Below are 14,324 nucleotides of genomic sequence, written 5' to 3' on the forward strand. Positions count from 1 at the left end.
AACAACCACAAAATGAAAGTATTAGTAACAGGAGGATTAGGGTTTATTGGTTCTCACACGGTAGTCGAATTGCAAAATGAAGGCTTCGAAGTTGTGATAATTGATAATCTTTCGAATTCTTCAGAAGATGTTTTAAAAGGAATTACCGCGATCACAGGAAAAACGCCTTTATTCGAAAAAATTGATTTAAGAGAAAAAAGTGCCGTTCGGGATTTCTTTAAAAAACATAACGATGTTACTGGAGTTATTCATTTTGCTGCTTCAAAAGCAGTTGGTGAAAGTGTGGAGCAGCCGTTATTGTATTATGAAAACAACATTAGCAGTTTAGTGTATCTTTTACAAGAATTACAGCAAAAACCAGAAGCTAGTTTTATATTCAGTTCATCTTGTACGGTTTATGGTCAGGCCGAAAAAATGCCAATTACAGAAGATGCACCTGTGCAGACAGCAATGTCTCCTTATGGAAACACGAAACAAATTGGAGAAGAGATTATAACAGATACTGCGAAAGTAACTAATATAAGCGCCATATTATTGCGTTATTTTAATCCTGTTGGAGCACATTCTTCAACTGAAATTGGGGAATTGCCATTAGGAGTTCCTCAAAACCTGGTTCCTTTTATTACACAGACAGGAGTAGGATTGCGTCAGGAATTATCGGTTTTTGGAAATGATTATCCAACTCCAGATGGAACAGCTGTTCGTGACTACATTCACGTTGTCGACTTAGCAAAAGCACACGTTATTGCGTTAAAGCGTTTGTTGGATAAAAAGAATTTGGCGAAAGTTGAAACGTTTAATTTAGGAACCGGAAAAGGAAGTTCAGTTCTAGAAGTAATTCACAGTTTCGAAAAAGTAAGCGATAAAAAATTGCCATACGTAATTAAACCGCGCCGCGAAGGTGATATCACCGAGGCTTACGCAAACACAGATAAAGCGAACAATGTTTTAGGCTGGAAAGCAGAACTAAGCCTAGACGAAGCAATGGCTAGCGCTTGGAAATGGGAACAGAAAGTTCGTTCTTAGTTTTCGGTCTCAGTTTTCAGTTTTCTGACTATATAAGTAAATTCGACAAATATATTCTGTAGAGACGCACTGCAGTGCGTCTAACAATAAGTGAAAAATCCCAAATAATCAATTTAGATTATTTGGGATTTTTATTTTGTTCCGATTTATTTTGTAAATTTGTAAGATTAAAAATGTAGGAATTATGGACTCGGAAGAAGAAAATAAAAAAAACAATAAGGTTGAAGAATCCAGAGTTGAATACGAAGTTCAGAAGCCTAAGTTTAAAGGAATAGATCGAGAGACTTTTGATTTTGATGCCGAGTTTGCAAAAGGATTAACGCCAGAGGAATTTAAAGCTGAAATGTATAAGAGAATAAAAGCATACCCTTGGAAAAAATAATTTTTGAAAATTCTGTTCTTGAATATTTTGATAATTTTTTTTTGCGCTTTTTGAAGAGGAATATTTCAGTTTTCCTGAGTCAGCTCAGAATTATATTGATAAAATAGTTGGTTTTGTTATTTCAAGTATTTCAAGTTTTCCTCATAAGAAAACTCCAAAATCACTTCAGTATTTAGGTTTAAATTATATTTTTTATAAACCCAATACCAGAACAACTTGGTACGTGTTTTTTGAAAAAAGAGATCAAAGTTATTTAATAACAGCAATTATAAATAATAATAGTTTAGAAGTTAGTGAGCTATAGAAAAAACAAAATCCTCATAAATATTTATGAGGATTTTTTATAAGTATAGTTTCAAACTGAAAACTGAAAACCGAGACTGAATACTTAAAAATTAAGCATTCGCAGTAACAGCTTCTTTATCAATTTTATTAATCAAACCAGCTAATACTTTTCCTGGGCCAACTTCAGTAAACAAAGTAGCGCCGTCAGCAATCATTTGCTGAACCGATTGAGTCCATTTTACAGGAGCAGTCAATTGTATAATTAAGTTCTTTTTAATTTCATTTGCATCCGAAACAGCATTTGCAGTTACGTTTTGGTAAACCGGACAAATTGGAGTAGAGAAAGTAGTCGCTTCAATTGCAGCGGCTAATTCTTCTCTTGCCGGTTCCATCATTGGCGAGTGAAAAGCCCCTCCAACAGGTAAGATTAAAGCACGTTTTGCTCCCGCAGCTTTCATTGCTTCACAAGCTTTTTCAACCGCTGAAGTTTCACCAGAAATTACCAATTGCCCTGGGCAGTTATAATTTGCGGCAACCACAACTCCGTCGATAGAAGCACAAACTTCTTCTACAACATTATCATCTAATCCTAAAACTGCTGCCATTGTAGATGGGGTAATTTCGCAGGCTTTTTGCATAGCAAGAGCACGTTGAGAAACTAATTTTAAACCGTCTTCAAAAGATAAAGTTCCGTTGGCAACCAAAGCTGAAAATTCTCCTAAAGAATGTCCTGCAACCATTTCTGGTTTAAAATCTTCGCCTAAAGTTTTAGCTAAAATAACAGAGTGTAAAAATACAGCAGGCTGTGTAACTTTAGTTTCTTTTAGTTGTTCGGCAGTGCCTTCAAACATAATATCAGTAATTCTAAAACCTAAAATTTCGTTAGCTTTTTCGAATAATTCTTTGGCTAAAGCCGAGTTTTCATATAAGTCTTTGCCCATTCCTGTAAACTGTGCGCCCTGACCTGGAAATACGTATGCTTTCATTTGTCTAATTTAATTTTTACTTTTTTTTAAAATTGAAAATTAGTTTCAATTGGAAGGCAAAAATAGTATTTTTTTAGCTCGTATAGTCCTTAAACATATAAATCCATGCTAATCTTGAAAATCGCAGGTTGAAAGAAGTAAGCAAAGTAATAACAATTGCAATAATCGGAATGATTCTTAAATCGAAATTTGTTTCAAAGAAAAACTGTGCAACACAATAGGTTGCAATACCTTGAGCGACTGTTAATCCGTAGTTTACATACATAGCGCCAAAGAAATAGCCAGGTTCTTTTTGGAATTTATAATGGCAGTGACTGCAGTATTCATTCATTTTTGGAAGTCCAAAAGTCAAAAATATATTTTTGTCTGTAAACACTTTTCCTTTATGACAAACAGGACATTCGTTACTTAAAATATGAGTTAATGCATTTGACATGATCTTGTTATTTTTTATTTATACAAAGGTAATATAGAGCAAGATAAAAGTCTTTTTTATATCTTCGCTACTTATAGCACAATAAAGACATTTTGTTTGAGTTTTCAAATTCCAAATTCCAAAATCTGCAATCTACAATCTAAAATTTAATAGCGCATGAAGAAATATCCAATTTATAGTGTTCAGAATTTTAGCTGCAATGATGTTCACCGAGATTTTTATGTGAATACTTTTAAAGAGCATCTAAAAAGTCACAGTTTTGTCGAAGAACCACACCGTCACGATTCCTATTTAATGGTATTTTTTACGAAAGGTTCAGGATTGCACGAGATCGATTTTGATCAATTTGAAATCAAAAGAGGAAGTCTTTTTGTGCTGCAGCCAGGACAAATGCATCATTGGAGTTTATCTGAAGATATTGAAGGTTTTGTGATTATCTTTTCGCAGGAATTGTACAATTTATACTTCAGACAGAAAAATATAAACGAATATAATTTTTATCATTCTATTCATAATCGACCAGAAATGGTTTTTGAAGAAAATGAAATTCCGAAAATCCAGCCTTATTTTGATCTGCTGATACAGGAAAATAATGAGAATTTAAAGTATCAGCTCGACAAAATGTTGAATTTGTTGGATTCGATTCATATCGAAATTGCTCGCAAATACGGTGAAACCTATTCGCACCAAACTCATTCTTACAATATCAAAATCAATAAATTTGAATCTCTTTTAGAGAAATATTTCAGAACGGAAAAACTGCCATCTTTTTATGCAGAAAAACTAAACATCACCCTGAAGCATTTGAACAGAATCTGTAATGAAATCCTCCAGAAAACTGCCACAGAAGTAATTACAGACCGCGTAATTTTAGAAATAAAAAGAATGCTGATCGATAAACAATTAGCTGTAAACGAAGTTGCCTTTAAAGTAGGATACGAAGATTATTCATATTTCTCCAGATTTTTCAAAAAACAAACTGGAATGTCTCCAACGGAATTTCGAAATATAAAATGAAGTCGAAGTTACTAAAAAAAATCCTGCACTTCCTAAAAAGTGCAGGATTTTTAACCAACCAAATTAAAACCTATTATAAAGTATTAAGCTTGTTTTACAAATTGTAATTCAATGTTTAAACGAACTTCTTCGCCTACTAAAACACCACCAGTTTCAAGAGCTGAGTTCCAGTTTAAACCCCAATCTTTACGATTAATTTTTCCTTCTATGCTTAAACCTACTTTTGTATTTCCCCAAGGATCAGTCAAGATTCCGCTGTATTCTACAGGAAAAGTTACGCTTTTAGAAACACCTTTAATGTTTAAATCTCCAGTAATTTCATAGCTTCCTTCATTGATTTTTTTGAAAGATGTTGCCTTGAAAGTTAATTTTGGATGATTTTCAGCATCAAAGAAATCGCCGCTTCTTAAATGTCCGTCTCTGTCTGCATTTGCAGTATCGACAGAAGCGATATCAGCAGAAAATTCAATTGCTGCATTTTCGAAGTTGTCTCCTTCTGTAGTAATTGTAGCGTCGTATGTTCCAAATTTTCCTGAAACATTTGTAAACATCATGTGTTTAACTTTAAAACCAATTTCTGAGTGAGTTGGGTCAATTGACCATTTTGTAGTTGCCATAATTTTATTTTTTAAATAATTAATTTCATTTTGATAGGACAAAGTTACGGTGAGAGTATTCTTTGAGCACTTAACCTAGATTAAGAAATAAAAAATGAGGTAATTTCTTTTACGAAAATCTAGGTTGAGATAAGTTTTTCTCGCAGATAAAATCTGCAAAATCTGCGGGAGACTTTTTTCTTTATTTATTGAAATTACAAAAAAAAGAAACGATAACAATCTGATTTATAGATTTATTATCGTTTCCAAGTACAGGTATTAATTGTTTTTTGTTTGAATTAATAGTTCATCGGAATATCCATCAATAAAAATTCAGCATCTGTATTGGCTTGAATTTTTAAAATGTCAGTTCCTGAAATTCCAACTGCATCACGAGTGTTTAATTCCTGACCGTTGATGGTAACGTTTCCTTTTAAAACAAAAGCATAAACGCCATTTCCTTCTTTTTTGATTGTGTATTCAGTAGATACACCTGAGTCAAAATTACCCATATTGAACCAAGCGTCTTGGTGAATCCAAACTCCGTCATCATCTGCATTTGGAGATAAAATCTGAGAAAGTTTATTATGTCTGTCCGCAACATCCAAAGTAATTTGTTGGTAACGCGGAGCAACGTTTCTTTTATTTGGAAACAACCAGATTTGCAACAATTTAGTCTGTTGATCTGCGTTCGGATTAAACTCGCTGTGCTGTACCCCAGTTCCGGCACTCATTACCTGAATATCACCATTTTTGATGATTTCAGTATTTCCCATACTGTCTTTGTGCGCCAAATCGCCCTCTAATGGAATCGTAATGATTTCCATATTATCGTGAGGATGCGTTCCAAAACCCATTCCGCCCGCAATTGTATCATCGTTCAAAACACGAAGTGCCCCAAACTGAATTCTATCTGGATTGTACCAGCTTGCAAAACTAAAACTATGATAAGCATTAAGCCATCCGTGATTTGCGTTTCCTCTTGTTTCTGCTTTATGTAATACTATATTTTCCATGACCTATGTGTTTTGTTGTTTTTATAGTACAAAGATACCGCCAAGGCCAAGGAAAAGCACTTAATCTAGATTAAGAAAGATTTTTGGGGTTTTGAGGTTTTTAGATTTTAGGTGCAAAGGCTCAAAGTTGCAGAGGTTCAAAGGTTTTAAGGTAGAGGCGCACAGTAGTGCGTCTAACACACAGTTTGTCATCTCGACGAAGGAGAGATCACACAAGTGGCTCGACAAAGATTGACGATTATGCAGATGGAGTTTATAGTGTGATCCTTCCTCAGGATGACAAAATTGAGTAGGAATTATTTCTTAGTATAAACTAACTAAATATTTTAGTTTGATTCAAGAGTAGCAACAATACTACTAAAGTTTTTCTTTTTAGCAATAGAGAGTGCTGTTTCTCCTTTTTTTGCTATTGTGTCTTTGTCTGCGCCATTTGCCAGCAGGTATTTTACAATTTCTTCATGGCCATAATAAGCGGCACACATAAGTTCAGTGAAACCATCTTTTGCAGCAATATTCATTTCTGCTCCTGCTAAAACAAGAATTTGAACATATTCCATAATTCCAGTTATAATAGCTGACATTAATACTGTAACTCCTTTGTGGTTTTTATTATTTACATTAGCTCCAAACTTCAAAAGAGTTTTTATTGCTTCGATTTGTCCTTCACGTGTAACCGCCCAATGTAAAGTGGTCATTTTATATTTATCTTGTATGTCTGGATTTGCTCCGCGCTCCAGAAGTGTTTCTAGTACTTGTATGTTTGATTTTGCACTAAAAAGTGCAGTGTCTTTGTATCCACGTTCACTTTTGAAATTAATGTCGATATTTGTGTCAAGAATTATATTTAGTATTTCCAAATTATTCTGTACTACAGCATAACTTAATACACGGTCACCTACCATATCGGTAATTGAAATGTCAGCACCTGCCTTAAGTAATTCTTTAACTATTTTTATATCGTTATCCTTGACTGCCCACATTAGTGGAGTTCTTCCGTAACTGTCTTGCGCATTTAAACCTTTTTCTAATGACTTTAATAATTCAGAAGTAGTAAAATCCATTTTTCTGTAGCTTTATTCTTTCTTTTTTTGGTAAAACTACGAAAAATATTAAAAAAGAATTAGAGATTATGCATGTTGAATTTCTTGTGTGATCTCTCCTTTGTCGAGATGACAAGATTGTGAGAAGATATGTTTAGTTAATTATATTCAAAGTGAAATAAAACTTTGCGACTTCGCGTCTTTGCGAGATTTTAAAAAAAAAAACTCCTATTACTTGATTTTAATCAATTTCCCTTTCCCAACCACCTCATCAAGATAATTAGCAGCAGAACTTTTCTTATCATGCATGAAAAATTCAATAGTATCTTTTTTGATTTGATCTTTTGGGATACTTATAATTAAATCAGTATTGATGAAATTGTCTAATAATATTGTATTGCCATAAGAAATTTTCCCCTTTGGCATAAACTTGTTATCAAAGACAAAAACACTATCCTTAAAAGTAATTTTATCTTTTTGGATATAGACATTGTTGTTTTCAATTAAATAATTATAACGTCCGGTAAGTTTGTCTGTCTCCTGATTGAAGCTAATAAGAAACAGCGTTATTGTTAAAGCAAAATATTTCATAACGTTCTAACTATATTGATTAATAAACTGCTGTACAACAAAATCTGTGTTGTCATGGCGTTTTTTCATTTCCAGGGCAATTGGCGGTGCAGCTCTTTCCAAACAGTTTTTTACATCGCAGGTTTCACACGTAACACCAACGATTCGTTTAATAAGAGGTTTTCCTTCAATGAATTTAAATTTCTTTTTCATCGTCGGATTAATTAAAATTCCAACTGAAATGCTTCTAATATTATTCTCTACAAAAGGGTCTTTTGTTGCCGATGAAAAGACTAAATATTCATTCCCGCTATGTACATAACTCGAGATTTGAGCATCAAAAAAATGCGGTTTATTTTGTCTGATCGCTTCATTTATAGTTTTTACCGAAACCCATCTTCTGCAATAATGCTCGTTGGTTTCGTTAGCGTGCGGTTCTTGCTGATTCGTAATGTGAAGTTCCTTTTTTATCTGATAAACATCTGAACCAATAGGATGCGACATTCTTAAAAAGAATAAATTTTTCAACTGAAAATCTTTCGGTAATAAATTCGTCAATCGCTGATAAAAAGATTCAGGAGAAACTTCGAAACTTTCAATTAAAGAAACAAATTCTTCTGGATTCGGTTTTTCATTATTTAGGAAATTATTGATTTTGTCCACAACCAATTTTCTCGGCAATAACAAAGCGCCCGCAAAATAAGAAGCGTAAAAATTGTTCAAAACCTGATCGAAATTTTCAAATTTAATCCAGCTGAATGTCAGTAATCGATCTGAAATTTTTAAATAATTATAAGCAATTTCTTTAGCTAAAATAAAAGCTTTCTGCGGAGCGTCAAGTTCTGTTGAAAGTAGTAAAGTTCTGCTTTTCGGAACATAAATCGAGCGCAAATCGCCCAAAGCTTCCTGATCGGTAAAAGCAATTTCTTTTATAGTGTATTCGTATTCTTCTTTTAAAATCGCTTCTAATTCTTCAATAGTAATTTTTGAATCGAGATTGATCTGAAACGACTTAGAAAACGCAATTACTCTCTCTTCTAAATCTTCAAAATAATTACTATGCGCTTCCTGATACGATCGTAAAGCGGCTAAAAAGAAACTTTCACGGCTTAAATTATAATGCTGTGCAATTTCTATAATGGTACTAATAAACGCATTGACTTTGGCTGGAGCATTAGCAATAATATCTATTAAATCCGCTTCCTGAATTCCGAAAAGATCTAGCGGAATCTCTTTTAAAATTCCAGATTTTAGAATTTCGCCAATAGGGGCTAGGTTGTTATCGAGTTTTAAAGATACCATTTGGTCATAAGTCACGTCCAAATGTTTACATAAAAGCAAGATTTTATCTGCTTTTGGATATTTTTTTCCCTTTTCAATTTCGTTTAAATACGATTTTGAAAGATTCGTCAATTTGGCCAAGCCAAAAAGAGAAAGATTTTTTTGAGTTCTGACTTGCTTGAGTTTAAGCCCAAATATCAGCTTTATATAGTCTTTTTCGATATCCATAATATCAAATGTAACTGATTTACAAATAATCGCCAAAAAAATATTTTTAAATTTTAGCGAACGTTCGCTATTTTTATAAAAAACTTTTTGTAACATTGTAGTATAAAATCTATTAGCTATGAAAAACCAATTAGAAATTACCGAAAAGGCGATGGAGTTTTTAGCCGAAAAGAAGCTTCGTTATCCAAAGATCTGGACAGAAGAAGCGATTGCTTTTATAACTGAACTGCATAGAAAATTCGAATCACAGCGAAAACTATTGCTTTTGCAGCGCGAGCAAAAACAAGTCACTTTTGATCAGGGAATTATGCCGGTTTTTATTCCTGAAACGAAAAGTATCAGAGAAGGCAATTGGACAGCAGGCGAAATTCCGAAAGATTTATTAGACCGAAGAGTAGAAATTACGGGACCCGTTGATCGCAAAATGATTATCAACGCTTTGAATTCGGGAGCAAAAACTTTTATGGCCGATTTTGAAGACAGCACTTCGCCAACCTGGCAAAATTTGATGGAAGGCCAGCTGAATTTAATCGATGCCGTAAATAAAACAATTACCCATACCGATTTGGTGAAACAGAAGTCCTATCATTTAAATGAAAAAACGGCAACACTAATTGTGCGTCCAAGAGGTTTACATCTGCCGGAAAAACATCTTTTAATTGAAGGAAAAGAAGTTTCGGGTTCGTTGGTAGATTTTGGTTTGTATGTTTTTCATAATCATAAACGACTTTTAGAAAACAATTCGGGACCATATTTCTACATTCCGAAATTAGAACATTATCTAGAAGCACGCTGGTGGAACAATGTAATTGATTTTACCGAGGATTATTTGAAGCTGAAAAGAGGAACTATAAAAGTGACGGTTTTAATTGAAACGATTACAGCAAGTTTTCAGCTCGATGAAATTATTTACGAATTGAAAGAACATATTGTGGGCTTAAATTGTGGGCGCTGGGATTATATTTTTTCATACATCAAAAAGTTTAGAAAAAATCCAAAATTCATCGTTCCAGACCGCGATCAGGTAAATATGACTTCGCCTTTTATGAATGCATATTCGAATCTGGTTATTCAAAGATGTCATAAAAGAGGCATACATGCCATTGGCGGAATGGCAGCGCAGATTCCGATTCGAAATAATGAAGAAGCTAATGCCATCGCTTTCGCGAAAGTGAAAACCGATAAAGAACGCGAAGTTCGAAACGGCCACGACGGAACTTGGGTAGCGCATCCGGATTTGGTTTCGCTTGCAAAAGAAATCTTTGATAAAGGAATGCCAACTCCAAACCAGATTCATATTAAAAGAGAACATCGAAAAATTACAGAAGCAGATTTGATTGAACCACCAATCGGAATAATCACTGAAAACGGCGTTCGAAAAAATATCAACGTAGGAGTTTTGTATCTGGCTTCATGGCTGAACGGTCAAGGCGCGGCAGCTTTGCATAATTTGATGGAAGATGCCGCAACCGCAGAAATTTCGAGATCGCAATTATGGCAATGGCTTCAGAATAAAGTGGTTTTAGATAATGGACGAAAATTAGATTTGGCTTATTATCATGAATTGGCTTTGGATGAATTCAGAAAAATCAAAGAGGAATTAGGAGAAGAAAATCACGAAAAACAACAATTTCCATTGGCTGAAAAAGTACTGGAAAGATTAGTTGTAAATGCTGATTTCGTTGATTTCTTGACTATTCCATGCTACAAATATTTATAAAGAATTAAAAATTTAGAATTAAAAATTAAAAATGTTTTCACGCAGATTTTTAATTTTTAATTCAAAATTTTTAATTGAATAAAATGCTTTACTAACCACTTTAACTACACTATTTATGAAAACAACAGAAGACAGAATTCAGGAATTGATTAACGATTGGATTACGAACCCGAGATGGAAAGGTGTTGAACGTCCTTATACTGCTGCCGAAGTAGTTACGCTTCAAGGTTCTTATCAAATTGAGCATTCTATTGCTAAAATGGGAGCGCAAAAATTATGGAGAAAGTTAAAAAGTCAGGATTATGTTGCGGGGTTGGGCGCGTTAACTGGAAATCAGGCGATTCAGGAAGTCGATGCGGGTTTAGAAGCGATTTATTTGAGCGGCTGGCAGGTTGCAGCAGATGCAAATCTGGCGGGAGAAATGTACCCAGACCAGTCGCTTTATCCCGTAAACAGCGTTCCTATGGTGGTAAAAAAAATCAATAACGCTTTATTACGCGCCGACCAAATTCAGACGGTAAATGAAGTTGAAGATAAAAAAGACTATTTGGTTCCGATTGTGGCTGATGCCGAAGCGGGTTTTGGCGGAAACTTAAATGCTTTCGAATTAATGAAATCTATGATTGAAGCTGGAGCTTCTGGAGTGCATTTTGAAGATCAGCTTAGTTCTGCTAAAAAGTGCGGACACTTGGGCGGAAAAGTTTTGGTGCCAACTCAGGAAGCGATTAATAAATTAATTGCAGCACGTTTGGCTTCGGATGTTATGGGCGTTTCAACTTTAATTGTAGCAAGAACCGATGCTGATGCGGCAAATTTATTAACAAGCGATGCAGACCCAAGAGACAGGAAATTTTTAACAGGTGAAAAAACTGCCGAAGGTTTCTTCTACGTTAAAAACGGAATTGATCAGGGAATTGCAAGAGGTTTGAGCTACGCGCCTTACGCTGATTTAATTTGGATGGAAACCAGCAATCCGGATTTGGATTATGCGAGAAAGTTTGCGACGGCTATGAAAAAAGAATTTCCAGATAAAATGCTGGCTTACAATTGTTCTCCTTCTTTCAACTGGGCTGCAAAATTATCAGTTGCGGAAATGGAAACGTTCAGGGAAGATTTGGCTGCAATGGGTTATAAATTCCAATTTATTACTTTGGCAGGATTCCATGCTTTGAACACTAGTATGTTTGAATTGTCTAAAGCGTATAAAGAACGCGGCATGGCAGGATATTCTGAATTGCAGGAACGCGAATTCGCTTTACAGAAAAACGGATTCAGAGCGGTAAAACATCAGGCTTTTGTTGGAACTTCTTATTTTGATGCGGTTCAAAATACCGTAATGATAGGAAAATCAACAATAACAGCGATGAAACATTCTACAGAGGTTGAGCAATTTTAATTCAAAGGCCAGTTCAATGAACTGGTCTTATTTTTAGCCACAGATTTACAGATTAAAAGGATTTCTTTTTGCCACGAATTACACAAATTTCCACGAATTTTATTTCAATTTTAAAGCAATTTAATTAGTGGAAATTTGTGTAATTCGTGGCCAAAAAAAAAATTATTTCTTCAAAAGTCTCGCTTTCATTTTGCTGAAAAATTCAGGCGTTACTCCAATAAAAGACGCAATTTGTTTTTGGGGAACTTTGTGAATTAAGGTCCCGTATTTTTTACTGAATTTTTCGAAACGCTCTTCCGCAGGTAAACTTAAATTATCCATTAATCTTTGCTGATTGGCAACTAATGAATTTTCAATTAGAATTCTGAAAAAGCGTTCCAGTTTTGGAATTTCAAGATACAATTGTTCCTGATTTTCTTTGGATAATGAAACCACTTCTGCTTCTTCCAAAACTTCAATAAAAAGCTGACCTGGTTTTTGCGAAAAATAACTGTACATATCGCTCATCCACCAGCCTTCGCAGGCAAATGAAAGTACATGCTCCACAATATTATCGTTGATATTGAAACTTCGTAAAATTCCCGAATTAACGAAATAAGAGTGTTTGCAAACTTCGCCGGCATTCAATAAAATTGTTTTAGGTTTATAAGTATTCGTTTCTAGCTTAGATAAAAAAAGTGCCTGCTCTTCTGGTGTCAAAGAAACATGTTTAGCAATATTTTCGAGTATTAATGCCATTATTTTTTATCATCTATTAAGGTGAATGAAGTCGCTTTAAATCTATCGTTTACAATTTCTCCTGTAACAGAAGCTTTTCTAACGGCATTGCAAAAACCTTTTTCAGAGTGTGCGTCACCGTGATCATGAATAGTTGTTCCGTCAACAAAATAGGATTTGCCGTCAATTCGAACGGCCAAATCACAGCTTTTACCTTTCATTCCAAATTGGCATTCTCCGCACGAAGCTTCAACTATTGTTGGTTTGTCAAATTTCTTTTTGGTTTGCGCTTGTGCTGTAATCCCGATAAACAGGAAAAGCGTGAATATAATTTTTTTCATTTCTTAAGAATTTACAGTTATTAATTTTGCCGTTTCTTTGGCGCGTTCTGTTACTTTTTCGATTGGAGTTATTAATGAATCATTCGCTAAAACAACGCCCATTCGGCGGTAGGGTCTTGAAGTTGGTTTTCCAAAAATCCTGAAATCAGTTTTTGGCAAAGCAGCGACTTTTTCAATTCCGCTGAAAGTTGGATTTGTCGAATCTTCTGATGCTAAAATTACAGCACTTGCTCCGGCTTTTTCTAATGTAATCTCGAAAATTGGAAGACTTAAAATTGCTCTCAAATGCAATTCAAATTCATTGAAATTCTGCGTTCCGGCCAAAGTTACCATTCCGGTATCATGCGGGCGAGGAGAAAGTTCAGAGAAATAAACACCTTCATTAGTCAGGAAAAATTCAACACCAAAAAGTCCCGCACCGCCAAGAGCTTCGGTAATTTTTTCGGCCATATCCTGTGCTTCGTACAAATCAGCTTCAGAAACTTGCGCCGGCTGCCAGCTTTCCTGATAATCGCCACGTTCTTGTCTGTGTCCAATTGGGGCGCAAAATAGCGTTGGATTTCCATTTTGGGTAATCGTCAAAAGGGTAATCTCAGAATGAAAATCAACAAAAGCTTCTACAATAACTTCGATAACATCGCCACGTGAACCTGCAACGGCATATTGCCATGCTTTTTCAATATCGCTTTCTGTTTTTATAGTCGATTGTCCTTTTCCTGATGAAGACATCAAAGGTTTTACCACGCACGGAATTCCAACTTCCTGAACGGCTTTTTGTAATTCTTCTGCAGATGTTGCGTATTGATATTTGGCTGTTTTTAAACCTAATTCTTTTGCGGCTAAATCACGGATTGCCTTACGGTTCATGGTAAAGTTTGCCGCTTTCGCTGAAGGAACGACTGTGATTCCCTGCTTTTCGTAATCGTAAAAACGTTCGGTTCGAATGGCTTCTATTTCTGGAACTATAAAATCTGGTTTGTGTTTGGCTACGATTCGGTCTAAAGCTTCGCCGTCAAGCATATTGATGACTTCAAAACCGTGTGCAACTTGCATCGCTGGAGCATTTTCGTAACTGTCAACAGCTATTATGGTTTGTCCGATTCGTTGTGCGGCAATGACAAATTCTTTGCCTAATTCGCCTGAACCTAGGAGTAGTATTTTCATTTTGGAGTGTTGTATTGTTTGAGTAGTAAAAGTACAGAAAAATGCTTTTAACCGCAAAGTTCGCAAAGAATTACGCGAAGAACGCAAAGTTTTTGTTTTTAAGTTAAAATAAGGTTCATAGAG

The 14,324-nt window shown here is 34.9% G+C and carries 15 protein-coding genes; 5 read left to right on the forward strand and 10 right to left on the reverse strand.

What is annotated here, in order from left to right; genetic code table 11:
* The first annotated feature begins 12 nt into the window (after nucleotides 1–12).
* Complete coding sequence (galE, locus tag QMG60_RS07995; RefSeq protein WP_057117313.1) at nucleotides 13–1,026, forward strand: UDP-glucose 4-epimerase GalE; 1,014 nt, start codon at nucleotides 13–15, stop codon at nucleotides 1,024–1,026.
* Between the two features lie 184 nt (nucleotides 1,027–1,210).
* Nucleotides 1,211–1,408 carry a hypothetical protein gene (locus QMG60_RS08000; protein WP_281867420.1) on the forward strand — a complete coding sequence of 66 codons (198 nt, stop codon included), beginning with the start codon at nucleotides 1,211–1,213 and terminating at the stop codon, nucleotides 1,406–1,408.
* Between the two features lie 395 nt (nucleotides 1,409–1,803).
* On the opposite strand, the gene fabD is transcribed toward QMG60_RS08000, so the two are convergent.
* Both fabD and QMG60_RS08010 read right to left on the reverse strand, forming a co-directional pair.
* Nucleotides 1,804–2,679: an ACP S-malonyltransferase gene (fabD, locus tag QMG60_RS08005; RefSeq protein ID WP_281867421.1), complete on the reverse strand. Its 876-nt coding sequence runs from the start codon at nucleotides 2,677–2,679 to the stop codon at nucleotides 1,804–1,806.
* A gap of 73 nt (nucleotides 2,680–2,752) precedes the next feature.
* Entirely contained in the window at nucleotides 2,753–3,115 is a 363-nt protein-coding gene (locus QMG60_RS08010; RefSeq protein WP_057117300.1) for a DUF983 domain-containing protein, read from the reverse strand.
* Nucleotides 3,116–3,271: 156 nt separating this feature from the next.
* On the opposite strand from QMG60_RS08010, the gene QMG60_RS08015 reads away from it, so the two are divergent.
* Nucleotides 3,272–4,132 carry a helix-turn-helix domain-containing protein gene (locus tag QMG60_RS08015; RefSeq protein ID WP_281867422.1) on the forward strand — a complete coding sequence of 287 codons (861 nt, stop codon included), beginning with the start codon at nucleotides 3,272–3,274 and terminating at the stop codon, nucleotides 4,130–4,132.
* A gap of 83 nt (nucleotides 4,133–4,215) precedes the next feature.
* Here the strand turns inward: QMG60_RS08015 and QMG60_RS08020 are convergent, their stop codons facing one another.
* From QMG60_RS08020 to QMG60_RS08040, 5 genes are all read right to left on the reverse strand, one after another.
* A complete protein-coding gene (locus QMG60_RS08020; protein ID WP_057117295.1) occupies nucleotides 4,216–4,749 on the reverse strand; it encodes a YceI family protein in 534 nt (177 codons plus the stop codon).
* Between the two features lie 278 nt (nucleotides 4,750–5,027).
* The gene (locus QMG60_RS08025) at nucleotides 5,028–5,744 is read right to left on the reverse strand and encodes a pirin family protein (protein ID WP_057117293.1); all 717 of its coding nucleotides are present in this window, start codon (nucleotides 5,742–5,744) and stop codon (nucleotides 5,028–5,030) included.
* Between the two features lie 326 nt (nucleotides 5,745–6,070).
* Nucleotides 6,071–6,805, reverse strand: coding sequence for an ankyrin repeat domain-containing protein (locus tag QMG60_RS08030; protein WP_281867423.1), 735 nt, complete (start codon nucleotides 6,803–6,805; stop codon nucleotides 6,071–6,073).
* A gap of 210 nt (nucleotides 6,806–7,015) precedes the next feature.
* Complete coding sequence (locus QMG60_RS08035) at nucleotides 7,016–7,375, reverse strand: hypothetical protein (protein ID WP_281867424.1); 360 nt, start codon at nucleotides 7,373–7,375, stop codon at nucleotides 7,016–7,018.
* 6 nt (nucleotides 7,376–7,381) lie between these two features.
* A complete protein-coding gene (locus QMG60_RS08040) occupies nucleotides 7,382–8,863 on the reverse strand; it encodes a helix-turn-helix transcriptional regulator (RefSeq protein WP_281867929.1) in 1,482 nt (493 codons plus the stop codon).
* A gap of 118 nt (nucleotides 8,864–8,981) precedes the next feature.
* On the opposite strand from QMG60_RS08040, the gene aceB reads away from it, so the two are divergent.
* Both aceB and aceA read left to right on the forward strand, forming a co-directional pair.
* A complete protein-coding gene (aceB, locus tag QMG60_RS08045) occupies nucleotides 8,982–10,583 on the forward strand; it encodes a malate synthase A (RefSeq protein ID WP_281867425.1) in 1,602 nt (533 codons plus the stop codon).
* Nucleotides 10,584–10,698: 115 nt separating this feature from the next.
* Nucleotides 10,699–11,979, forward strand: a complete 1,281-nt coding sequence (gene aceA / locus QMG60_RS08050; protein WP_281867426.1) for an isocitrate lyase — start codon at nucleotides 10,699–10,701, stop codon at nucleotides 11,977–11,979.
* Between the two features lie 162 nt (nucleotides 11,980–12,141).
* Here aceA and QMG60_RS08055 read toward each other — a convergent pair whose 3' ends face one another.
* Genes QMG60_RS08055 through purT form a run of 3 tightly spaced genes read right to left on the reverse strand, consistent with a single transcriptional unit; the run spans nucleotide 12,142 to nucleotide 14,201 of the window.
* The gene (locus QMG60_RS08055; RefSeq protein WP_281867427.1) at nucleotides 12,142–12,717 is read right to left on the reverse strand and encodes a Crp/Fnr family transcriptional regulator; all 576 of its coding nucleotides are present in this window, start codon (nucleotides 12,715–12,717) and stop codon (nucleotides 12,142–12,144) included.
* Nucleotides 12,717–13,037 carry a DUF6370 family protein gene (locus QMG60_RS08060; RefSeq protein ID WP_134139409.1) on the reverse strand — a complete coding sequence of 107 codons (321 nt, stop codon included), beginning with the start codon at nucleotides 13,035–13,037 and terminating at the stop codon, nucleotides 12,717–12,719. The genes QMG60_RS08055 and QMG60_RS08060 overlap by 1 nt, the downstream gene beginning before the upstream one ends.
* 3 nt (nucleotides 13,038–13,040) lie before the next feature.
* Nucleotides 13,041–14,201 carry a formate-dependent phosphoribosylglycinamide formyltransferase gene (purT, locus tag QMG60_RS08065; protein ID WP_057117273.1) on the reverse strand — a complete coding sequence of 387 codons (1,161 nt, stop codon included), beginning with the start codon at nucleotides 14,199–14,201 and terminating at the stop codon, nucleotides 13,041–13,043.
* Between the last annotated feature and the right edge of the window lie 123 nt (nucleotides 14,202–14,324).

This window comes from Flavobacterium sp. GSB-24 (genome assembly GCF_027924665.1).
Classification (GTDB): Bacteria; Bacteroidota; Bacteroidia; order Flavobacteriales; family Flavobacteriaceae; genus Flavobacterium.